Genomic DNA, 22,312 nt, shown 5'->3' on the forward strand with positions numbered 1-22,312 from the left:
CTGCCTGAGTTATAAGAATTTATAAAAAAATAGGAAGACGATAGTGAAAAGAAGAGACTTGCTTAAAGCAGCAGCAACCGGTATTGCTGCAGCCCCCTTAGCCCTTTCCTCAACCTCTGCCAATGCTGGGAATAATGTCCGACTGCGGATGCAGACATTGTATGGCACCGAGACGGATGATCTTTATAAAGAGTTCACTAACGATGTAAAAGCGGTGTCGAATAAGAGTGTGCGTATTCAACGCTTCCGTGGATCAGAGTTGGTACCGAATGATCAGATGTTGGATGCGGTTGCCAAAGGCACGCTGGATATGTGTCAGGGATATGCCGGTTATTGGGCGGGTCAGCTAGATATTGGTAAGATCGAATCCGGTATTCCAGGCGCTTGGGCAAGCTATGATGAAGCGATCTATTTGCATCAAGCGAAGGGACTGACAGCGTTACTGGAAGAGGCTTATGCCGAGAAAGGCGTTAAGTACTTAGGGGCTGTCTTTGGTGGACCTTATGATTTGCTGACGACTAAGCCGGTGAATAGCCTTGAAGACCTGAAAAAACTGAAGATCCGCGCGACTGCAACGGTCGCTGGTATTCTGGAAAAATTTGATATTCCTACCGTTTACCTGCCAAGCCAAGAACTCTACGTTGCGCTGTCGACCGGTGCTATTGATGGTGTTATTTACGGTGGCTCGTTGGAATATAAAGCACTGAAGTTGCACGAATCCGCTAAATATTACACCTATCTTAATATGATCAATCCCGGTTATGCCGATGGCATGTTGATCAATATGAAGAAATGGGACTCCCTCTCTGAAGATCAGCAAAAAGCACTGGAATTAGCGACCGCTAAACATGCGGTCAATATGCATGCTTGGAACGTGAACGGTTGCTTGGATGTTAATGGCGAAGGGATCTTTGAATTTTCCTCATTACCTGAAGCTGATTCTAAAGCATTGACAACGGCTGCGATGGATGTGTGGAAAGAGGAAGCGGCTAAGTCTCCACGTAACGCCAAGGCGATTGACGCGATCACGGCAACAGCTAAGGCAACAGGGAGAATCTGATGTCAAAGCTTTCTCAATATCTTGCGTTTCAAGACAGGGTATCTGAGTGGGTTGGTCGGACCTTCTGTTGGTTGTGTCTGGCCATGATTGCAGGGCTTTGCTACGAGGTAGGGGCGCGTTATTTATTTAACAGCCCGACCTCGTGGGCACACGAGTCGACCACCATGCTGTACGGCACATTCTGCATTCTGGCCGGTGTTTATACCCATAAACACCATGGCCATGTGCGCAGTGAAGTGATCTACAACCTGTTCCCCGAGCGGGGCCGGGCGGCACTGGATGTGATTACCGGGGTGATCGGTTTGGTGGTGTTTGCGGTATTTTTCTACATTAGCTTTAACTTCGCTGCAGATTCTTGGGCGATTAGAGAAGTGTCATCGAAGAGTACCTGGGGGCCTATCGTGTACCCGTTCAAGTCCGTGCTGCCACTGGCGGTTGGCCTGATGATGTTGCAGAGCATTGCGGCGCTGATTCGTAGCGTCATGGTCGTTATCGGGATACAACCTGAACCACAAGTCTGATGTTGGAGTTGTCTGAGACGGCGCTGTAACTCTCTCTATCTGGCCCAGTCAACAATCGTTTTGCTGGCGCGCAGATCTTCAATAGAACAAAGGTGTATGTGTGTTAGATCTAGATCCCTTAGTGGTTACATTCGGCATGTTCTTTTCGATGCTGATCCTACTGGCGATAGGCGCTCCGCTAACTTGGGCGCTACTGACCGTGGGTGTGGGTTCGGCTTATTTTCTCTGGGGCCCTGCCGGGCTTGAATTGTTGGCCACCAGTGCGTTTTCGGCGATGGATAACTTCCTGCTGGTGGCACTACCGATGTTTATTTTCATGGGCTTGATGCTGCAACGCTCCGGCATCACCGATGATCTGTTCGACATGATCAATAAGCTGATGGGTGGTATACCCGGCGGCTTGGGCATGGGCACCGTCATCATCTGTGCCATTATTGCCGCCATGGCAGGTGTCTCCGGTGCGGCGACGGTAAGTCTGGGGATTATTGCGTTGCCATCGATGCTGAGTCGTGGCTACGATAAGAAACTGGTCACCGGCACGATTATGGCTGGCGGTGCATTGGGCTTTCTGATTCCTCCGAGTGTGCTGATGATTGTTTATGCTTTCTTGGCACGGGAATCGGTCGGTAAGCTATTTGCCGCCGGGATGATGCCAGGGTTGATGTTAGCCGTTATTTATATGGTGTATATCTTCCTATTTGCGGTCAAGAATCCCGATAAAGCACCACCGATTGCACTGTCTGAACGCTTAGGCGCCGTGGATAAAATCAAGGCACTCAAAGCACTGGTTCTGCCTGGGGCACTGATCACGACCGTCTTGGGCTTTATTATCGGCGGTGTTACCTCTCCATCGGAAGCCTCTGCGGTGGGCGCTGCAGGTTCGTTAGTTTGTGCTGCGATTTATCGCACACTGAACTTGAAGATGCTCAAAGAAGTATTGATGAGCACGACTCAGCTGATGGGTATGCTGCTCTGGATTACTATTGCGGCGGTCTTCTTTAGTAAGATCTATATCGGCCTAGGTGCGGGTATGTTGATTACTGAGTTGGTGCAAGATTCCAACCTTTCGCCTTATATGGTGATTGTGGCGATGTTGGCAACTTACTTTATTCTGGGTATGTTTCTGGATGACTTTGCCATTGTCTTTATCACTGTGCCGCTGTTTGTGCCGATTGTGCAGGAGCTTGGGTTTGATACAGTCTGGTTTGCCGTGCTATTCATTATCAGTATGCAGACTGCTTATCTAACGCCACCGTTTGGCTATAACCTGTTTTATATGCGCTCGGTGGCGCCACCCTCGATTACCATCTATGACCTGTATAAAGCGGTTATTCCGTTTATCATTTTGCAGGTGATTGGTTTGGCATTGGTGGTGATCTTTCCGCAGATTGCATTGTGGTTACCTAACCAGATCTTTGGTTCATAACCGCTGTCTAAACTGATAAAAGCCGCTCAATGAGCGGCTTTTTTGGTTTACGATCGGGGCTTAATGGCGAGCGGTTGAATGCATTGCTTTTAACCATGCGGCACCATCATCTTCGGTCAGAAAGGTACGGAAATTGATGCCGTGAATCATGGCTGATTTCTCAACGATAATGTTGGTTTTGATATTGGCGGGGTTTGTATCAACATAGGCGATAACAAGCTCAGGCCAGATCCACTCTTGTACACCGGCAACGATATTAAAGGTATCGGTGAGTGAGCGGGTACCCTCGAGGTGGAAGATCGCTAAGATAAGGTTCAAATGCTTGCTCTGACAGTGTTTGGCAACAGTTTCCCACATAGACAGAGATTCTTGTGCTACGTTGGTTTCGGCCCGAGTTCCTGTGACCTCAATACGAAGGTAGTTATCGCATTCTGATATAGCATACTGATACGACATCGATAACCTCTTTTTATTCAAATGATTGAAACATCAGTTTACGACAGTCGTTATGAAAGTTGGCTATCGTCAGTTGATGACATCAGGGTATTCAATATGCAACGAGTTTTAGCATTACCTAACGTACTCGAAACCACTGATTTACTTGATGAATCGCTTTTGCTTTGGGCGATTTAATCTATACCTTGGCAGTCCTTTTCTTACTAAGGATCAGTATAGCAGCGTAATCGCGGCTCTGTTATCAGCAATGCTATTTCTTCTATAGGCTTTGCTTGTTAGGGCCGCTATCGAGGTGGCGAACGGAACATCGACCTCTTTTATCCCTGAAGAGGCGATGTTTTAGATGACCGGTATCATCGAACGACGGGGGGTTTAAGATAGTTGGTTAAGGGATCGGGGGGCGAGTCCGGTGTGACCATGCGCAGTGAATCAATAAACAGGTGGAACATCTCGGCCTGCGAATTGATATCCAATTTTGCGTAGATATTTTTACGATGGTGTTTAATGGTTTCTGGACTGATTTCTAACTTCTGGGCGATATATTTAACCGCGTAGCCCCGCAGTACCAACTGTAAAATTTGTGTTTCCCGTTGGGTTAGCACCGAACTGCCAAAGTTGCTTAAAGCGCACTCTAAATGGGATTCCAGAAAGGTTTCTTTCTGTTCCTGTTCTGAGCGGTTCCACCATTTCAATAGAATGGCTTTTACGGTGGAAAATACCCGTTCAATCAAAGCTTGTTGCGCTGGACTGAATTTGGGTTTGTTATCCTGGCGGCTAATGGACACCTGAATACTGGCGTTTTCTGTTGGAATAATCAGGCAGATCTCGTCACCGAAATTGACCAGTCGATAATAGACCCGGTAAAACTCACTCTGCTTGAAACCATCGGGTGCAACCTCTGCTAGGCTATGCACGCCTTCGGCAGGCCCATCGACTGCTAAACGATAAAAGGGGTCCAGTAGGTAGGCGCTTTCAAGATACTGATCAATATGAATGCGGGGATCTTCACCACGGCGTCGTTTACGTGACGGGCAATAGGGTTGGCTGCCGTCAGGGTAGACAATCAGAGTGCTGCCATCCGCATCGACGATCCGGCGAAGTGAGTCCATCAGATTATCAACGGCGTCATCATTGACCCCGTGGGTAATAATACCGGCAATGGCATCATGCCAGAGCATCAAGGGTTGTTTTGCTACACGATGAAACTTCGACAAATCAGAAACCTTAACCAGCGATGTTGTAGAGGGCTAATTAAAGCCTGCTTTCTGTGTGGAGACAATAGTTTATATGCCTGATTGACTAACAGTAGTGGGTTTTTCTGAGTTCAGGTGTGAATAAAGTTTTTTCTGTTGGATGATTGTTGTTGACGCGGCTGTCCGCTGGGGGGTATTTGTTAGGGTTTAGGCCGCGCGTTGAGATTTCGGCTCGAAGGTATCAGGCTGAGAGTGAGAAGGTTTGTTTGATGATGGTTTATCAATAAGCCCTCAACGTCGGTTTCGCTGGTGAGCTGTTATTGAAGTCTGTATCTTCAGGCATTGATGTTGGCGTTGATTCGTTATGGAGGAAGTCGTTGATGGGTTACTGGTTTTTGGCGATTGCGATCGCTGCTGAAGTGATGGGGACGTTGGCGTTAAAAGCATCACAGGAGTTTAGTCGACCGGTTGCCAGCACCCTCTGTGTGGTTGGCTACCTAACGGCATTTTACTTTTTGTCCTTAGTGCTTAAAACAGTGCCGGTTGGTGTGGCATATGCTATCTGGGCAGGAATGGGGATTGTCTTGATTGCGTCGCTGAGTGCGGTTATGTACAAAGAAATACCCGATATTCCGGCCATCATCGGCATGGGGTTTATTATTACGGGTGTGGTGATTATGAATATCTTCTCTAAAACCGCGGCGCATTAGCGGCGGTCAGTCTGCTTAGATTTAAGTGTTATTGATGCAGCTTCTGTAGCAGCCATTGCAGCCCTGGATCGTTGGCGTACAGCGGATGGTGTAGGGTGATCATCTCAATTTGAGGCATACCCTTGGGTGGCGAGATCAGCCTTACCGGTAACATCTGGGCAAACAGCAGTGCCATTTGCCGTGGCAGTGTCATGATAGCATCGGTGAATGCCACGACACGGGCGCCGGCCATATAGTTGACGGTGCGGGCTATCGGGTTTCGTTGATGTTGTTGTGCTACTAGCCAATGGTCTATCTGGTCGGAGGTAACGCCGGCCAAGTCAGAGAACAACACATGCTTTAGCTGACAGTATTGTTGTAATGAGAGTTGCTGGCCAACTAAAGTATTTTGCTCTGCAACCAGACAAGCGTAGGGTTCGTTGTGCCATTGTCTACGGATGAGCTGCGGATCAATTTGTTGCCGATTATCCAGTCCGGCGATGAGATCTATTTGTCGGTTTTCCAACTGTTTAAGGTTGCCATCTTGAGCGATGACGTCAATCTGAATACGAATGCCGGGGGCGGACTGCTGTAGTTCCTGCATCAGTGGGGGCAGGGTGATAGCCTCAAAATAGTCGGTGCTGGCAATGGTAAAACAGCGCTCTGAACGGGCGGGGTCAAAGGGCTCCGGTGGGTTCAAGCTGTGCTCAATCATACGAATTGCTTGACGAATATCCGGTAGCATTGATTTGGCGCGGGGGGTGAGCTTTAGGCCATTGCTGGCGCGCACGAGTAAAGGGTCATCAAGTTGTTGCCTGAGTCGGTTGAGGGCGTGGCTCATGGCTGATTGACTCAGACACATCCGTTGCGCTGCACGGCTAACATGACACTCGGTTAGCAGCGCTTCGAGTAACAGTAGTAGGTTTAGATCGAACTGACGCAAGGGCTTCATAGAGTCTCTGTTATTAATAGTGTGCATGAGGTTATTATAACTATGCATTTCAATAATTACACTCAGCAAGGTAGGCTGCTCTTAATGAGTGACAATTCAATTGTATTTAGAGGTGAGTGATGTCTGATATACCTAATACGGTGGCGAATGCCGAGCTGCCTATTTATGGCTCGCTAGGTATGACGTTTATGGAGTTTCCGGTCGTCAGTGATCTGCCAAACAGTGATGCGGAGGTGATTGTCGCCGGTGTGCCGTTTGATATGGCGACATCGGGTCGTCCGGGCGCCCGGTTTGGGCCGAGTGGCGTGCGTCAGGCATCGGCGCAACTAATCTGGGAAGGGGCGCGTTGGCCTTGGTCATTTGCCTTAGATGATCATCTTAAGGTGGCGGATTCCGGTAATGTGCTGTTCAAGCATGGTGAGCCTCAGACCATGGTGGATAATCTGCAGCAGCATATCGGTGCCATTTTGGCGGCCGGTAAATCTTCACTGACGTTTGGTGGGGATCACTTTATTACCCTGCCGGTTTTACGCGCCTATGCTAAACAGCATGGCCCATTGGCATTGATTCATTTTGATGCCCACACCGATACCTATTCCGGCGGTACTCAGTATGACCACGGCACGCTGTTTCACCATGCGGTGGAAGAGGGGTTGGTGGATACGGAGCACTCGATTCAGATCGGTATTCGCACCACTTATGATCCCGACGATCATCCATTTGAAGTATTGGATGCTGCCTGGGTTGGCGATCATGGGCCGCATGCCATTCTAGAACGGATTCATGCCCGTGTGGGTGACAAGAAAACGTATGTCAGTTTTGATATCGATGGGCTTGATCCCGCCTATGCGCCAGGCACAGGCACACCGGTATCCGGCGGCATGACAATGGATTGCGCACTGAAAGTGATTCGTGGCCTTCAAGGGCTTAATCTGGTGGGCATGGATGTGGTGGAAGTGGCGCCGGCATATGACCATGCGGAAATTACCTCGCTGGCTGGGGCGACCTTAGCACTCGAATATTTGTATGTCTTGGCGAGTAATAAACAAGCGGCGGGATAAAACTGTCTGCTAAGTAAGGATGCTCGGTTAGTCTTGGGGTTGCTATCAATTAAGATAGCAGCCTTTTTTGTGGGCTAAATTTGGGCACTTAGGGGGAGTTGTTGCTCAATGATTGGCTTGAGTCGAGCCAACGCCTGCTCAATTTGAGTCTCACTGTCACCGGCAAAGCCGATCACGAGCCCTGAGCGAGGGGGTTGTTGATCATAATAATAAGACAGTGGACGTATCCCCAACCCCGCTTGCATCGCTTGTGCAACGATAGCTTTATCATCACTGCCCGCGGGGAGCAGAAACACGCTATGCATCCCGCCATCACTGGGTTCCCATCTAAGCTGGCCTGCAAATAATGGGTCGACCCGCTGTCGCAGGTAGTCTCGACGCGCTTTATACAGTTTACGCATCCGTCGCAGGTGACTAGCGAATAACCCTCGGGACATGAAATCGGCCAGTGCTAACTGAGGTAGGGAAGATAAGCCGCCGTCAAGGAAGCCCCGCATCCGGTTAAAAGGCTCGACAAGCGCCGGTGGTAGCACCAGATAGGCGAGCCGGATGGCGGGGTGGAGAATACGACTGAAGGTGCCGGAGTAGATCACTGAATGTTCTCCATCGAGCCCCTGCAGCGCGGTGAGCGGCGGGCCATCAAAGCGGAATTCACTATCGTAGTCATCCTCAATAATGCAGCAGCCTTGCTGTTTAGCCCACTGGAGTAGCTGTAAGCGTCGCTCGATGCTGAGGGTATATCCCAGAGGGAAGTTTCGTGAAGGGGTGATAAAGGCCAATCGAGCATCCTGCTGTGGCGTTAGGGCCAGATCGCTTCTGAAGCCCTGTCGATCGATCGGCACTGATACTTTTATTCCGCCAGCGTTGCTAATTGCGCCATCGATACCGGGAAAGCCCGGGTCTTCAACTAATACCTTTTCGCCGGGGTTCAACAGCATGGAAAAGGTTAACTGCATACCCTGTTGTGAGCCGGAACAGATCATTACCTGGGCCATGGTGCAATGCATCCCCCGGGTGGCATTGAGGTAGTTGGCGATCTCATTGCGTAGGGCCGGTTCGCCCATATAGTCTTGGTCGCGGCTAAATTTCATCTGTCGCCCGGCATGCCCAACCGAGCGTTGCCAAGCCGGCCAAGGGAATTGGTCCAGAGCGGGAATGCCAGGCAATAATCGTTGCTCTCTATCTTGATGATACAGCGGGCGTATCTGCTCTAGCTGAGTGCTCTTAGTGGAAAGCCGGATCGGCTGGTAGGCAGGCTGTCGACGGGCCTGTTGTGTGCGACGGTTTGGTGCTAATTGAGCCGAGATATAACTGCCATTGCCCTGACGCGTTTCGATATATCCTTCGGATTGCAGCATCTCATACACCTGCTTTACCGTGTTGCGGGAAAGGCTCAGCAGGTCTGCTAGTTCACGGGTGGAGGGGAGTCGGCTATTGGATGGCAGTTGGCCGCTGAGAATGCGTTGCTGAATATAGTTAAACAGGGCGCGATAACGAGGGTGTTGTAGGGTTTCGAGATGCAGAAAAGGGATAAACAGTTCTGAATGGGATGATTTATTCACAGTGGGCCCTAAAAGTTATCAATAATTGGGTCTTATTTGGATCCACTATAGCGACTAATCTTGTCCTTTAACAAACTTAAATGATGTGAAGGATTTACCATGAGTGACGTTGCTGTAACCGAACGAACCCGGGTCAGGCGTGGCCGCAAAATAGCAAACTATGATCGGGATATGATTAATAACATCCTCGATGAGGCTTGGGTCTGCAATATTGGGGTGAGTGTGGCTGACGAGGCGATGGTGCAGCCAAGCTCCCACTGGCGGGTTGGTGATGAGTTATTTCTGCATGGCTCGGTCAAAAATGGTTTGTTTCAGCAGGTAATGAAAGGGCAAACCGCCTGTATAACGCTGTGTTTGTTAGACGGTCTGGTGTTTGCGCGTTCGGCGTATCATCACTCGGTTAATTTCCGTTCTGTGGTGCTCTATGGCAAGGGCCGTTTGGTTGATGATCCCGAAGAGAAGCGGACGGTCTTGGATGCGATGCTGGATAAATATAGCCCTGGGCGTTCGTCAGAAGCGCGGCCACCGAATGCCATCGAAATGAAAGCGACGGCTGTCTTTGCTTTTCCCATTGAAGAAGTGTCGGCAAAAGTCAGCACTGGTGGGCCGAATGATGACCCTGAGGATATGGCGTTAGATATTTGGGCGGGGGTAAAACCTGTGACCTCTGTGGTCGGAGAGTTGATACCCGATTAGTGGGCGGGCTGTAAATTCGCCAGAGTGTTATTACATGGTGCTGTGATGCATTTCATGGCACTTTTGGAATACGAGCTATGGAATACGGTTAGGGCTGGTTTCAATGATCTGGCAAAAATGCTTGAGCAGATAAGGGTCATGTTTGACGCCTGTTTCTTGGGTGATCAGGGTGATAATTTCGGTATGTCTACGACCGCGGTGATAGGGGCGGGTAAACGCCATAGCATCATAGCTATCAACAATGCTGATAATGCGTGCACCTATGGGAATATCTTCTCCCGCAATGTTATCTGGATAGCCACTGCCATCAAAATGCTCATGGTGATGACGGATAATATGGGCGGTTTGTTGCGCGCCATCGAGTTCGGTAGAGCAGACGATTTTTTCGCCAATCTCCGGATGACGCTGCATCACTTCCCAGTCGTCTCTATCGAGCTTGTCGGGCTTCATCAGAATACGGTCGGGAATGCCTATCTTGCCAATATCGTGGAATTTAGAACTGATGCGCAGAGCGCTCAGTTGACCCTCACTTAGGCCGACAGCCATGCCCAATTCAGCGGCTAGAATTTGCACTCGATCGGAGTGTTCAAGGGTAGAGTAGTCGCGGAATCCTAGCGCGATTGATAGGGCTTTAGTGCGGTCTTCTAAGGCTTGGTAGGTACGTTTTTCAGCCGGGCTCATGCTGGCTCCTTGGTCTGATAATACTCTCTTTAGAGTGGTTCTATGGTTAGGATAGAATCAGTGACGTTGTTTTATCAGACGGTATGTCCATATAGTTCTAAGCGGGTTACCCTTGAAAGTAAAGCGTTATTCGGTGCAAATAGCAATAAGGGACGTGCTACAGATGAAGAAATATTACCTTGTCGGTATCTGTTCACTGTTGTTGAGTGGCTGTGTCATCAGCGATGGAAAGTTTGCATCACAGAACTACATTGTCGACCTTAAACAGCAGCGTTATTGTATTGAAGACGGGTTTGAGTGTTATGCTTTTTCGTTGATTCAGCCCTCTTTTCGGGAGGGCTGGATTGCTGCAGCCTTTAGTATGCCGAAACAGTATTACAGTTGGCGTGGCGAAGAGCTAGCGGCATTGGTATTGAATCCACCGGATGATCGCTATCAGGCCGAGCAAGTGGGTGATCAGCTATATCGGGTACCGCCGACCTATGCCACACATGTGGTTTGGGATGTCTTAGCGATGGAGTATTACACCCTGTATCGCGACGATGAGGATATGTTATTACAACAGCGATGGCCTCAGCCACGCCGGTTTGCGACACCGAACTAGCTAGCCTAAACAGTCTTAGTTTAAAAGGCTCAGTTGAAAGGCCTTTGCTGAACAGGTGTTAGCCAACGGCCAGCCAGATACCTACTGCGATCATCAGTGATCCGGCGATGCGATTCATCAATTTAACATTACTGCGGTTGAGCAGTAGGTGACGCATGGCCTTACCACCACTGGCATAGATAAGCAGACAGCTGAACTCTAATGTCAGAATCACCGCGATCAGCAAAGCCAGTTGTGGCGCCAAAGGTTGGCTCTGATCTAAAAATGGTGGCAGCAAAGTGACGAAAAAGGCCCAGCCTTTGGGGTTGGCGATCGCGGTAATAAAACCATTGAACGCTAACTGTAAGTTACCTTGATGCTTTACCTCAGCACCGGGCTCTTGCATCACCAGCTTGCCTTTTGATTGCCACATCTGCAATCCCAGCCAGCCAAGATAGGCGCCACCGCCAAGTTTTAAAAAGATAAAGGCTTCTGGAAACTGCAGCATCAATGCCGCCACACCGGCCGCGGCAGCAGCGGCAACTAAGCCCACACCGATCAACTCGCCCCACATCATATGCAGGCTGCGGCGGACACCAATTGACATGCCGAGACTTAGCGCTAGGGTCATGCACATGCCAGGCGTGATCGAGACAAAGAAAAAGGTGGGAACAAACAGAGAGAGAAGAGTAACCGACATCCGTGCCTCAGCATGACAAAATTAAAACGGCATATTACGCGCAGTTATCACAATAAAAAAGGCCACATAGAATATTCTATGTGGCCTTCATCAGACAGGCGAAGGGGGTACGTGCCTGATGGGTCGCTTAGTTTGACTTAAGTTTGACTTAGAAGGTGCGTGAGACACTGAAAACGACGGTGTCGTCATCAAAGTCATCAGTTTTAGCCCCTTCGATGTCGTTCGTCAGGTAAGCCACGGAGAGGTCCACTCCGGCAGCGCTGCCAGACAGTCCAATGGAGTAATCTTCATAATCCTCGGCATAAGCATCGCCAAAGGAGTGTCCGGCATGCAGGTCTAGCGCAATAGTGTCGTTGATAGGGTAGCTGTAATCTACGCCTAGGTAGTGAGACTCTTCACCCGAGTTGCCGTAATCATCAGCATACGCATAGCTAAAGCTGAAATCACTGTAATAGAGGCTCGTGATCAGTTCTAGATAGTCATAGTCTTCACCGCTATAACCGGAATAGGTGTAGTAAGCGACCATCACATCATAAGACAGCGCATCGTTGATATCGTTGCCGTAACCGACATAGTAATCGATCTCTAAGTTGGCATCGTCACCAAAATCAACATTACTACCCCAGATACCCGCATAAACGCCGTTATCAAAACCAACATCCAAGCTGCCTTGTACCGCAGGATCACCCATTGTTTGTGACAGACCATGGAAACGGTAGTCATTGGTAAATGAGATAGTGCCGGAAACATCGGCCGCGTGGACGGTCGTACTAAGGGCCATTGCCGCGACTAGGCCGGTAAGAATCTTCTTCATCGAGAATACCTATGATTTTTGTTGAGTCATGATTATCTGGAAATGACGGGTTGAAAGGATATACCTAAGGAGGGATACCTATTTGTGGGTAGTCAGTCGTTGCTATCAGCAGAGATCTAACGAGTCCGTTGTCACCGGTATTTATCACTATTGATCAGCGGCGTTGTTACAGCTACCCCCTAGGATATATAGCCGCCGTAGGCAATCGCTGCCTATACTGGCGTTCATTAAATCTAGGCCCATAAACCCAAGCCGCTAGAACTAGCCTTGTGATCAGTCGAAGGGCAGGGTTATCACATTATTGAATACTGTTTAACCCCTGTTTCGGGATTGAAGAGAGCATGGGTTTGAATTGCTAACGGCCTGATAAATTAGTCAAAGCGCTGAGTGACGCGGGAGTACCCCGCTGCGGGTCGCTATACCTACTGATTGTGGAGAACAGAACCAATGAAAAGTTATTCTGAATGGCAAGCCCAAAGTAAAACCCTGAACTTCCATGATTGGGCTTTTATCAATGGTGAGTTTCAACCTGCGGCGAGCGGTGAGACATTCCCCTGTATTAATCCGGCGACTGAGCAGTTATTGGCTAATGTCGCTAGCTGCGATGAAGCGGATGTAAATGCCGCGGTTACGGCGGCCCGTGAGGTATTTCGACTTGGCAGTTGGTCTGAGCTGCACCCACGGGATCGAAAAAAGATTATGCTCCGCTGGGCGGATCTGATTGAGCAGCATCAGGATGAATTTGCCTTGTTAGATACCCTCGATATGGGTAAGTCAATTTCGGAAATGGTGAATATCGATGTGCCCGATGCGATTGACTGCATTCGTTGGACCGCCGAGAGTATCGATAAGGTTTATGGCGAAATCGCCCCGACAGGACATGACACCTTGGCGATGATTCATCATCAACCGGTGGGAGTGGTGGGAGCGATTACTCCGTGGAACTATCCTTTATTAATGGTGAGTTGGAAGATCGCTCCAGCGTTGGCGGCGGGTAACTCCGTGGTGCTTAAGCCGTCAGAAAAGACACCTTTAAGTGCTCTACGGTTGGCTGAACTCGCAGTACAAGCAGGTATTCCTGCCGGCGTGTTGAATGTGTTGCCGGGCTTTGGTCATACCGCAGGTAAAGCGTTGGCGTTGCATATGGATGTTAATGTGCTGGCCTTCACGGGTTCAACCCGAGTGGCGGGCATGTTGATGGGCTATGCTGGTCAGTCCAATATGAAGCGGGTGTGGTTGGAAGCGGGCGGTAAATCACCGAATCTGGTGTTTGCTGATGCGGATATTAAAGCGGCAGCGGCAGCCTCGGCGGCGGCGATCTTCTGCAATCAGGGGGAGGTATGTATCGCCTGTTCTCGATTGTATGTGGAGAAAAGCATCAAAGAAGAGTTTGTCGCGGCCTTGGTTGAAGCGGCCGCACAGTTTCAGCCAGGTGATCCTCTGGACCCTGCCACCACAATGGGGCCGATGGTCGATGGCACTCAGTTGGCAACGGTCGAACGGTATATTCGCTCGGCTCAGGAAGAGGGTGGTCATGTGATTATGGGTGGGGTGCCAGAATATCAACAAGGTAAAGGCTTCTTCGCTAAGCCGACCATTGTTGATAATGCCCATAATGGAATGACCTTTGTGAAGGAGGAGATCTTTGGGCCGGTGCTCGCCGTTTGTGAGTTCGATACCGAAGAGGAGGCGATCGCGCTGGCCAATGATTCTGCCTATGGTCTAGGGGCGGCGGTTTGGACCCAGAATCTTTCCCGCGCTCACCGGGTTAGCCGCAAAGTCGAAAGCGGCATGGTTTGGGTCAATACTTGGGGTGAAGGTGATTCTACGGTGCCTTTTGGTGGAGTGAAAGCTTCGGGTAATGGTCGTGATAAGTCTCTGCATGCGTTGGAAAAATATACCGATATGAAAAATGTACTGATCCGCTTATAAGGCATTGCTCAAATAGCCGGAACGCTCGGTATCGTACAAGAAAACAGATAAAGGCCGATGTTAACGCATCGGCCTTTTTTATGACTGATACAGACAGATAAGGGGAACTCTAAGGGCCTTGGGTCAATCGGTGGTTTGTGGGTCTCGATGCCACAGGAAAGATTTGCTGAACAGCGATCGAGTTAATCAGCGAGGTATTCTTTTTTCCAGTAGGTTAGAATTATCGTTTGATTTGACGGGCGTAGTTCGCGGCTAACGATATAGCGACTTTGCTCTTAGCCCCTTTGTGCTCGACGGGTTTTTCAACAGCACTATGCTGGAAAACGGCTGGAGAGAGTGCAACAGAGGTACCATCGAACGCGGCTGTTAGATTAAGATACAGACCACCTTGTTAACGACGTCAAACCCTTAACTACCTTTATGCTACTGAGTCAAAATGATAGATATGCAGTTAAACAGAGATCTTGATAGTTTAAATCTAGCATTCGATGCTTTGGATGAATGGGTTGTTGTGGTTGATCATAGCGCTAAAATTCAATTTCTTAACCAGCCTTATGCGCAGTTTCTTGGTATTAAGCGTGAAGAGTCCTATGGCTGTCATGTGGTTGATGTGATTGAAAATACGCAGATGCATTCTGTGCTTGAAAGCGGACAAAAAGAGCTGTCTAGATTACAGAAGATACGTGGGCGGCATATGATCGCCAACCGCTATCCTATTCGCCAAGCGGGTAAAATTATTGGTGCGATTGGTTTTGTACTTTATCACGACACCCATCAATGGCAGCAAATCAACACTCAAATTAAGGCCTTGGTATCCGATTTAGATTATTACCGCCGGGCCCTCGATAAAGAGCAAACCGGAGCTCATTATCATCTTAATGACTTGATTGGGCGTAGTCCGGCCATTCAAAACGTAAATGAAAGAATCAAAAAAGTGGCCGGTGGTGATGCTTCTGTCCTCATTCGTGGTGAGTCAGGTACGGGTAAAGAACTATACGCCCACGCGCTGCACTTATTATCGGAGCGTTCTAAAGGGCCGTTCATTAAGATCAACTGCGCTGCTATTCCTGAGCACTTGCTGGAGTCAGAACTTTTTGGATATGCGGAAGGAGCCTTTACCGGCGCTAAACGCGGTGGTAAGCAGGGTAAGTTTCAATTAGCCAATAAAGGTACACTTTTCCTCGATGAAATCGGTGATATGCCGTTGAGTATGCAAGCCAAGCTGCTACGGGTATTGCAAGATCGTGAGGTCGAGGCGGTGGGCTCCAATCAGTTAGTGAAAATTGATGTGCGCCTCGTGACGGCAACACATCAACCGCTGGAAAAGCTGGTCGAATCTAATGAGTTCCGTGAAGACCTCTATTATCGTATTAATGTAGTGTCTGTCGCGCTGCCTCCGCTGAGGGATCGCCGCGAAGATATCCCTGCACTGGCTGAGCATTTTCTAACCCGCCTAGCGAACCGAACTGGACGCCGAGCGCCTAAGTTAACGGTCGACGCGTTAACGCGGATGCTAGAGTATGGTTGGCCAGGTAATGTGCGGGAAATGGAAAACGCGATTGAATCGGCTTTCTATCTTAGCCAAGGTTATAAGATCTCGTTACAGGCTTTACCTGCGGCCTTAACGGAGGGGATTGAGATTATTGATCATCGCCTTGAGCAAGGTACCTTAAAAGAGCGCTTGGCGTTGGCTGAAAAAGAGATACTCGAACAAACGCTGATTGCTTGCAAGGGGAATCGCCAGCATGCGGCAAAAGTGCTGGGCATCGGAAAAACAACGATTTATGACAAATTAGTTCGCTATCAGTTAGCCAGCGAATCCTTCAATAATTAACCTCTATCGTTATTCTGTTGCTAGTTTAGTCAACATTGGATAGCCGCCATCTACATAATCACAAGTCCTCTTGCGCTTATTGCACTGGGTTATTTATCGAGTGCAATAAGCCCATAACAGAGTAACCCTTTGATGGGGTGTCCCTCATACTTAATTCGGTAATCCCTCTGTTTCGATAGCTGGCGTTCGGCACTGAATAAGTGACTAAGCAAACGTCATGTTTACCATTATTGGTTGAATAATGACCTGAAATCACTGCATCTATGAGAGGAATAAGGCATAACCCTTATTTATTCCTGTTTTTCGGAATCATTCCGGATATTCGGATGCCTGCAGCTGGGGGATTTGCAGCCTTTTGAGCCCGTAAATTCCGGAAAGTAGGAATTTATGAGGCTTATTTAGAGCGCTAAAAATAGAAAAAGTGACGATGTGTTTTTTAATTTGCTGATTTTTAAGGGTTTTTTGTTATCTGGCTTAAGTGTTGCTCTAAGTAATAGGCTGCCACGCAAAGTGGTTAGTAGTTCCTAAAATAATCATAAGAATTAGGGTTGATATCATGATTAAAAAACCTTTCGTTGCTGCAATAGCGGCTGCGACGATCGCTCTATCGACAACCTCCCTTGCTGATGGTCCAAAAAGTATTGATGTGGCGAGTACGTTTGCGACTAATAACTTTCTCGGTGCTGGTGCCCAGTATATGGGGAAGCAGATCAATGTCGCTTCTGATGGCAAAATTAACTTTCGCGTACATGAGCCGGGTGATCTAGTCCCTGCTTTTGAAGTATTCAATGCGGTCTCAACCGGTGCCATTGATGCTGGCTGGGATTGGATGGGCTATTGGGCCGGTACGATTCCTCTACTGAACCTGTATGGCGCACTGCCGTTTGGTCCAACGCCTGAAGCCTTTGCTTCATGGATGTGGGCGGGTGACGGTACTAAGTATATTCAGGCAGCTTATGATGACTACAACATTAAGGTCCTGCCTTGTTTTGTCTCACCCCAAGAAACCGGTGGTTTTTATAACAAAGAGATTAAATCGGCGAGTGATTTTGATGGCTTACGGTTCCGTATCTCTGGTTTAGGTGCGCGAGTGCTTAACAAGTTTGGTGCTTCGACTCAGCTAGTGCCCGGTGGGGAAATATTCCTAGCACTGGAGCGTGGTCGTATCGACGGTGCAGAGTTCTCCGTTCCTCAGGTAGATGAAGTGATGGGCTTTAATGACATTACTAAATACTACTACTTCCCGGGTTGGCATCAGTCTGCCAGCTGGTTCTCTCTGATCATCAACAAAGATGTTTGGGCTAAGTATAGTGAGAAGCAACAGCAGCAATTCCAAACGGCTTGTCAGTCTACCCTAGCTTGGTCTATGACCTCATCACCACCAGAGCAGATGCGTGCGATTGCACGGATGGAAAAGAAAGAAGGCTTTGAGGTTCGACGTTTCAATGATGCAACATTAGCTGAGCTTGAAGGTGCTTGGAATGAAGTCCTCGCTGAAGAGATGACCAATAACCCAAGCTTCAAAGAAGCTTATGAGTCATTGATGGCGCATGCCAAATTGATTGATGGTTGGTACGAACTACAGGAGCTAAAATAATGAAAGACGCCGTTCACTTACAAGTGGCGGCGGCCCTGCATCAAATCTCCCGACCCCTCATTGGGGTGGGAGTTTGGGTGGGACGGTTGACGAGCTGGATCGTTCTGGCAGTCATCGCCGCGGTCATGACAACGATCATCATGAATGTGTTGGGTATGAATGAGCTGTTGCGTTGGGATAGTGACGTGTTTCTTTTTAAAAACGCCTTCACCATCAATTCAGCGACAGAGCTGCAGTGGTACCTCTATGGTTTTCTAGTACTTTTTTCATCAACCTATGCGTTGCATACCAACTCTCATGTTCGGGTCGATCTGCTATATCATCGCTTTTCTCCACGTGGTCAACACCTCGTTGATGTGATTGGACATCTGTTTCTGTTAATTCCTTTTTGTCTGATGGTTGCTTATCTTTATTGGCCACAAGTGGTCATGAGTTTTAACTCAGGAGAACAGTCAAATTTTGGGGGGCTGACGGACCGCTACATCATTAAGGGCGCGTTATCTGTTGCATTAGTTTTTATGGCATTAAATGCTTTAGGCCGAGTTTGCTATAGCCTTTCTATTGTTTTGGATCCTTCACGAGCAACTAAGGAGCCTTTCCATGTTCATTGAATACATGCTGCCTATATTGATGGTGGTCTGTTTGTTGATCGGTATTTTTACAGGTTATCCCGTTGCATTTGTCTTGGGTGGCCTGAGTATTATGTTTTCTCTGGTCGCTGATGTTCCTCTGCCTTATCTGGGGATGATGGGATCACGCATTTTCGGCGGCGTAGTTGAAAACTGGCTTTATATCGCCATTCCGCTGTTCGTTTTTATGGGGTTGATGTTAGAAAAGTCCGGTGTTGCCAGTCGTCTCTTACTGACGTTGCAAAGACTCTTTGGCCAAGTGCGCGGTGGTCTAGCGATATCGGTGGCACTCCTTGGTGTGGTGATGGCTGCCAGTACGGGGATTGTCGGTGCCTCCGTGGTGATGCTCGGAATGCTAGCGCTGCCAGTGATGCTCAAACAAAATTACAAGGAAGAGATGGCCCTCGGTGTTGTCGCCGCTTCCGGTACCTTAGGAATTCTTATCCCGCCTTCCATTATGTTGGTGCTGATGGGGTCCATTATGCAGGTATCGGTCGGCGACCTTTTTAAGGCAGCGCTGATACCTGGTTTGATGCTAGGTGTGCTGTATATCGCCTTTATACTGATCACCGGCTGGCTTAAGCCCGAGTGGATGCCTTTAGCGGATCCTGATGATTTAGACGCGGATACCACACCGTTACCGCTCGCTTTGCTAAGAGACCTTGTTGGGCCTGTGTTCCTGATGGTGGCGGTGCTAGGCTCTATTATGAGTGGTATTGCGACACCGACAGAAGCGGCAGCCATCGGCGCTTTAGGGGCTATTTTCTTAGCCATCTTCGCCAGTAAGCTGGACTACGTCACCTTAAGAGACGTTTGTTATGACACTGCTAAAAGTACGGCGATGATCGTTTTCATTGTCGTTGCGGCAACCGCTTTTAGTCTGATTTTCAAAAAGCTTGGCGGTGACTATCTGATTATGGATATTGTCGACTCGATAGGCTTAGGCCCTTATGGTTTGCTTATATCCATCATGCTAATGATTTTCGTACTCGGCTTTTTCCTCGAGTGGATTGAAATTAGCTATGTGGTTTTACCGTTGTTATTGCCGGTGATTAGCTTGCTCGATTTTGGTATGTCATCCCAGGCGACATTGGTTTGGTTTGCGATTTTGATGGCCATAAACTTGCAAACGAGCTTTTTAACACCGCCTTTTGGCTACGCTCTTTTTTACTTAAAAGGGGTTACGGATAGCAGTGTTAAGATAACGACTATATACAGATCGATTGTTCCTTATGTACTGTTACAGATGACAGGCCTCATACTCTGTATTGTTTTTCCAGCCATTATCCTTTGGCTACCGGGTCTGCTGTGAGTGTAAATAAACTGTATTAATGAAAAGGTGAAGAACATGGCTGGAAAACGAGTACTCATTACCGGTGGCGCTAAAGGCATCGGCTTCGAGGTGGCAAGCGCGTTTGTCGAGGAGGGCGATCGTATTGCCATTCTAGACCTCGATCAAAACGCATTGGCTGAGGCACTAGAGCAGCTTGGTGGTGCTGGACCTGATCGTATTGGAGTTGCATGTGATGTGACGGATGAAGCGGCTCTGCTTGCGGCCGTCGATCAGGTGGTTGAGCAGTTTGAGGGCTTGGATGTACTCATCAATAATGCCGGTATACAGCATGTGGCACCGATAGAAGACTTCCCATCTGACAGTTATCGTAAGTTGTTAGATATTATGCTGGTGGCTCCTTTTCTAATCATTAAGCAGGTTTTCCCAGTGATGAAGCGTCAAAACAGTGGGCGCATCATTAACCTAGCTTCCATTAACGGGTTAGTCGGTTTTGCCGGGAAGGCGGGTTATAACTCCGCTAAGCATGGGGTGATAGGCTTAACTAAAGTGGCGGCGCTGGAAGGTGCTGAGCATGGTATTACGGTTAACGCTTTGTGCCCAGGTTATGTGAATACTGAACTGGTGCGTGGGCAGCTGAATGATCTGGCTAAAACACGGAATGTGCCCATCGAAAAAGTGTTAGAGGAGGTTATCTATCCTTTGGTGCCGCAAAAACGTTTACTCGAGTCGCGAGAAATTGCAGATTACTGCCTATTTTTAGCCAGTGCGAGTGGCCGAGGCATTACTGGGCAAGCCGTTGTGATTGACGGTGGTTATACCGCGCAGTAAAGCGAGTGCCTTTGTCCGTATCGAGTATTTTCATGCGGATATGATCGCTTTCAGAGCTGAGGTATAGAGCGAATGTCAGGTTGTTAAATTTGGCATTCGTCGCTCTTGTTAGTGCCTGCTTGCTTAAATCGGTTTTCTCTTATCCATATTTACTGAAGCCACTGCCTACACAACTAATGATGTGCAATCGTTGTGATTTTTTTCCTGCTAGGCCGTTCGCGCCGGTGTGTGATTATTGAACCCATTTCGTCATATTGATGGGCGTTGCTCGCAGGGCACTCGTTGCGGTATAACGGATGGTGAGCAAAGCTTTTCTCTGCAGATGATTTAATGGCATCTATCTCTTGAATCAAACCGCCTACTCTATTGATTGGAGTTCCTCTGTTTCCGGTTTTGACCGAGCTTTTGGGTCGTATGTAAGGAGTGTCTGCTCAGTTATATCATTGAAGGAGCGCGATAAATGAAGTTTCTAATGTTTTTGGGTACCGTCCGTGATAGTACGCCCCCGAGGCCGGCTCGTCTTGGTTTGCGGGTTGCTAAAGCGTGCCTTGAATTTTTTGCCGGGCGTTATGGTGAACACGAGGTGGAGCTGGTGGATGCCTTAGATTATCCATTGGAGCCGGTGTTTAAACCGCATTTTGCTTATGCAAAGAATAGAGCGCCGGCGGCGTTAAATGATCTGGCGGAGAAAATAGAATCCGCGGATGGCTTTATCATGATTAGCCCTGAATACAATCATTCAATGAGTCCTGCGCTGGCGAATCTGTTAAATCATTTCGGTAGCTCACTGTTTTCCTATAAGCCGAGTGCCATCCTGACCTATTCGGCCGGTCAGTGGGGTGGCATGCGAGCGGCGGTAGGTATGCGGACATTCCTTTCAGAGCTCGGCTGCTTGCCGGTTTCGGCGATGATCCATGTACCTAAAGCGCAAGAGATCTTTCTAGATGATGGATCCATGCAAACCGGAGAGGATCAAAATACTTGGTTTGATTATTTCAACCGAACTTTGACGCAGTTAATGTGGTGGGCGCAAGCGGCGCAGAACCATCGCGCTGAGGTTGATCCTCACGGAGTACTTATGGATTTTAAAACGAGCCCCGCGGAACGAAATGCCCCGTGATGGGCTTTATCTAATGGCTAATGTGATGCGCAGTCTATGAGTTGAGCGAAGCTAACCTAACCTTAGTTAGGACAGACGCGGCCCTTAGCTGGGACAGGCATTTAATAAACTGGGCGTTGATTGTATTGTTGAACCTTTGCTGGGACAGGCGCGAATTCAACTCCGAAGTGCGACACAACTATGCAGTCTGATAACCTTAGCTGGGACAGGCATTTAATTAGAATAGGTACTACTTAGAATATTAAAACAGGACAGGCGTTGATTGTGAGTCCTTTAGTTTCTTTTAAGTTAGAACTTAGACTGGGACAGGCGTTAATTGTAAGGTCTTCAATTCCTTTTAAGTTAGGGCAGGCTCTATTTGTGATTTTAAGCTTTGCTAGTGTTACTTTCTGGAAGAAAAATTGGATGTTGGGCACTGAGCACGGTATTTCAGAATACTGAAAGTCTCAGATCGGTAGCTGATAATTGGTGAGTGAGAGGCTAGTGTTTAGTTCAGGCGATTCGTTTGGATCGTCGTTTAGATCGCTTTTTGGCTGCAAATTTCTTCGGATAGAGTTGTTCAAATTCAGTAGCGTTGCTCAGCCAACGTTGTGGATCAATTCTCAGTCGTTCGAGGATAGGAGGGTGATGCAGTGGGATAGCACCTCGTTTGTTATTTCTAACCACACGGCCGGTGCTGTCGAC

Annotated in this window: 21 protein-coding genes and 1 pseudogene; 14 read left to right on the forward strand and 8 right to left on the reverse strand. The window is 48.5% G+C overall.

Features of this window, described 5'->3' with window-relative positions; genetic code table 11:
- Nucleotides 1–43: 43 nt before the first annotated feature.
- The 3 genes from dctP to ACN0T0_RS14475 all read left to right on the forward strand — a co-directional run bounded on the left by dctP (nucleotide 44) and on the right by ACN0T0_RS14475 (nucleotide 3,007).
- Nucleotides 44–1,060, forward strand: a complete 1,017-nt coding sequence (gene dctP / locus ACN0T0_RS14465; RefSeq protein ID WP_417227271.1) for a TRAP transporter substrate-binding protein DctP — start codon at nucleotides 44–46, stop codon at nucleotides 1,058–1,060.
- A complete protein-coding gene (locus ACN0T0_RS14470; RefSeq protein ID WP_417227273.1) occupies nucleotides 1,060–1,581 on the forward strand; it encodes a TRAP transporter small permease subunit in 522 nt (173 codons plus the stop codon). Before dctP ends, ACN0T0_RS14470 begins: the two co-directional genes overlap by 1 nt.
- A 100-nt stretch (nucleotides 1,582–1,681) precedes the next feature.
- The gene (locus ACN0T0_RS14475) at nucleotides 1,682–3,007 is read left to right on the forward strand and encodes a TRAP transporter large permease (protein ID WP_417227275.1); all 1,326 of its coding nucleotides are present in this window, start codon (nucleotides 1,682–1,684) and stop codon (nucleotides 3,005–3,007) included.
- A gap of 60 nt (nucleotides 3,008–3,067) precedes the next feature.
- Here the strand turns inward: ACN0T0_RS14475 and ACN0T0_RS14480 are convergent, their stop codons facing one another.
- Both ACN0T0_RS14480 and ACN0T0_RS14485 read right to left on the reverse strand, forming a co-directional pair.
- Nucleotides 3,068–3,463 (reverse strand): hypothetical protein, encoded by a 396-nt coding sequence (locus tag ACN0T0_RS14480; protein ID WP_417227277.1) that lies wholly within the window; start codon nucleotides 3,461–3,463, stop codon nucleotides 3,068–3,070.
- A 353-nt stretch (nucleotides 3,464–3,816) separates the two neighbouring features.
- Nucleotides 3,817–4,677 (reverse strand): response regulator transcription factor, encoded by an 861-nt coding sequence (locus tag ACN0T0_RS14485; RefSeq protein WP_417227279.1) that lies wholly within the window; start codon nucleotides 4,675–4,677, stop codon nucleotides 3,817–3,819.
- Between the two features lie 356 nt (nucleotides 4,678–5,033).
- Between ACN0T0_RS14485 and ACN0T0_RS14490 the strand changes: the two genes are divergently transcribed.
- Nucleotides 5,034–5,366: a DMT family transporter gene (locus tag ACN0T0_RS14490; RefSeq protein WP_417227312.1), complete on the forward strand. Its 333-nt coding sequence runs from the start codon at nucleotides 5,034–5,036 to the stop codon at nucleotides 5,364–5,366.
- Between the two features lie 28 nt (nucleotides 5,367–5,394).
- On the opposite strand, the gene ACN0T0_RS14495 is transcribed toward ACN0T0_RS14490, so the two are convergent.
- Nucleotides 5,395–6,297 (reverse strand): LysR family transcriptional regulator, encoded by a 903-nt coding sequence (locus ACN0T0_RS14495; protein ID WP_417227281.1) that lies wholly within the window; start codon nucleotides 6,295–6,297, stop codon nucleotides 5,395–5,397.
- Nucleotides 6,298–6,416: 119 nt separating this feature from the next.
- On the opposite strand from ACN0T0_RS14495, the gene speB reads away from it, so the two are divergent.
- The gene (gene speB / locus ACN0T0_RS14500) at nucleotides 6,417–7,358 is read left to right on the forward strand and encodes an agmatinase (protein ID WP_417227283.1); all 942 of its coding nucleotides are present in this window, start codon (nucleotides 6,417–6,419) and stop codon (nucleotides 7,356–7,358) included.
- A 74-nt stretch (nucleotides 7,359–7,432) separates the two neighbouring features.
- On the opposite strand, the gene ACN0T0_RS14505 is transcribed toward speB, so the two are convergent.
- Nucleotides 7,433–8,920, reverse strand: a complete 1,488-nt coding sequence (locus tag ACN0T0_RS14505; protein ID WP_417227285.1) for a PLP-dependent aminotransferase family protein — start codon at nucleotides 8,918–8,920, stop codon at nucleotides 7,433–7,435.
- A 99-nt stretch (nucleotides 8,921–9,019) separates the two neighbouring features.
- Between ACN0T0_RS14505 and ACN0T0_RS14510 the strand changes: the two genes are divergently transcribed.
- Entirely contained in the window at nucleotides 9,020–9,616 is a 597-nt protein-coding gene (locus ACN0T0_RS14510) for a pyridoxamine 5'-phosphate oxidase family protein (RefSeq protein ID WP_417227287.1), read from the forward strand.
- Between the two features lie 75 nt (nucleotides 9,617–9,691).
- Here the strand turns inward: ACN0T0_RS14510 and ACN0T0_RS14515 are convergent, their stop codons facing one another.
- The gene (locus tag ACN0T0_RS14515; protein WP_417227289.1) at nucleotides 9,692–10,297 is read right to left on the reverse strand and encodes an HD-GYP domain-containing protein; all 606 of its coding nucleotides are present in this window, start codon (nucleotides 10,295–10,297) and stop codon (nucleotides 9,692–9,694) included.
- Between the two features lie 163 nt (nucleotides 10,298–10,460).
- Here ACN0T0_RS14515 and ACN0T0_RS14520 point away from each other — a divergent pair, with 163 nt between their 5' ends.
- A complete protein-coding gene (locus ACN0T0_RS14520; protein WP_417227291.1) occupies nucleotides 10,461–10,901 on the forward strand; it encodes a hypothetical protein in 441 nt (146 codons plus the stop codon).
- A 58-nt stretch (nucleotides 10,902–10,959) separates the two neighbouring features.
- Here ACN0T0_RS14520 and ACN0T0_RS14525 read toward each other — a convergent pair whose 3' ends face one another.
- Complete coding sequence (locus ACN0T0_RS14525) at nucleotides 10,960–11,580, reverse strand: LysE family translocator (protein ID WP_417227293.1); 621 nt, start codon at nucleotides 11,578–11,580, stop codon at nucleotides 10,960–10,962.
- Nucleotides 11,581–11,728: 148 nt separating this feature from the next.
- A complete protein-coding gene (locus ACN0T0_RS14530; RefSeq protein ID WP_417227295.1) occupies nucleotides 11,729–12,394 on the reverse strand; it encodes a TorF family putative porin in 666 nt (221 codons plus the stop codon).
- A 447-nt stretch (nucleotides 12,395–12,841) separates the two neighbouring features.
- On the opposite strand from ACN0T0_RS14530, the gene ACN0T0_RS14535 reads away from it, so the two are divergent.
- From ACN0T0_RS14535 to ACN0T0_RS14565, 7 genes are all read left to right on the forward strand, one after another.
- Complete coding sequence (locus ACN0T0_RS14535) at nucleotides 12,842–14,326, forward strand: aldehyde dehydrogenase (protein ID WP_417227296.1); 1,485 nt, start codon at nucleotides 12,842–12,844, stop codon at nucleotides 14,324–14,326.
- A 445-nt stretch (nucleotides 14,327–14,771) separates the two neighbouring features.
- Nucleotides 14,772–16,160, forward strand: a complete 1,389-nt coding sequence (locus ACN0T0_RS14540) for a sigma-54 interaction domain-containing protein (RefSeq protein ID WP_417227298.1) — start codon at nucleotides 14,772–14,774, stop codon at nucleotides 16,158–16,160.
- A gap of 556 nt (nucleotides 16,161–16,716) precedes the next feature.
- Complete coding sequence (locus tag ACN0T0_RS14545) at nucleotides 16,717–17,757, forward strand: TRAP transporter substrate-binding protein (protein WP_417227300.1); 1,041 nt, start codon at nucleotides 16,717–16,719, stop codon at nucleotides 17,755–17,757.
- On the forward strand, nucleotides 17,757–18,368 hold the full coding sequence (locus ACN0T0_RS14550) for a TRAP transporter small permease subunit (protein WP_417227302.1): 612 nt from the start codon (nucleotides 17,757–17,759) through the stop codon (nucleotides 18,366–18,368). Before ACN0T0_RS14545 ends, ACN0T0_RS14550 begins: the two co-directional genes overlap by 1 nt.
- Nucleotides 18,358–19,698, forward strand: a complete 1,341-nt coding sequence (locus ACN0T0_RS14555) for a TRAP transporter large permease (protein WP_417227304.1) — start codon at nucleotides 18,358–18,360, stop codon at nucleotides 19,696–19,698. The genes ACN0T0_RS14550 and ACN0T0_RS14555 overlap by 11 nt, the downstream gene beginning before the upstream one ends.
- A gap of 36 nt (nucleotides 19,699–19,734) precedes the next feature.
- Nucleotides 19,735–20,508 (forward strand): 3-hydroxybutyrate dehydrogenase, encoded by a 774-nt coding sequence (locus ACN0T0_RS14560; RefSeq protein ID WP_417227306.1) that lies wholly within the window; start codon nucleotides 19,735–19,737, stop codon nucleotides 20,506–20,508.
- A gap of 460 nt (nucleotides 20,509–20,968) precedes the next feature.
- Complete coding sequence (locus ACN0T0_RS14565) at nucleotides 20,969–21,628, forward strand: NADPH-dependent FMN reductase (RefSeq protein ID WP_417227308.1); 660 nt, start codon at nucleotides 20,969–20,971, stop codon at nucleotides 21,626–21,628.
- A gap of 492 nt (nucleotides 21,629–22,120) precedes the next feature.
- Here ACN0T0_RS14565 and ACN0T0_RS14570 read toward each other — a convergent pair.
- A pseudogene (locus tag ACN0T0_RS14570) lies at nucleotides 22,121–22,312 on the reverse strand (hypothetical protein); the annotation flags it as partial.

The sequence above is a fragment of the Amphritea sp. genome, from assembly GCF_048266285.1.
GTDB lineage: Bacteria > Pseudomonadota > Gammaproteobacteria > Pseudomonadales > Balneatricaceae > Amphritea.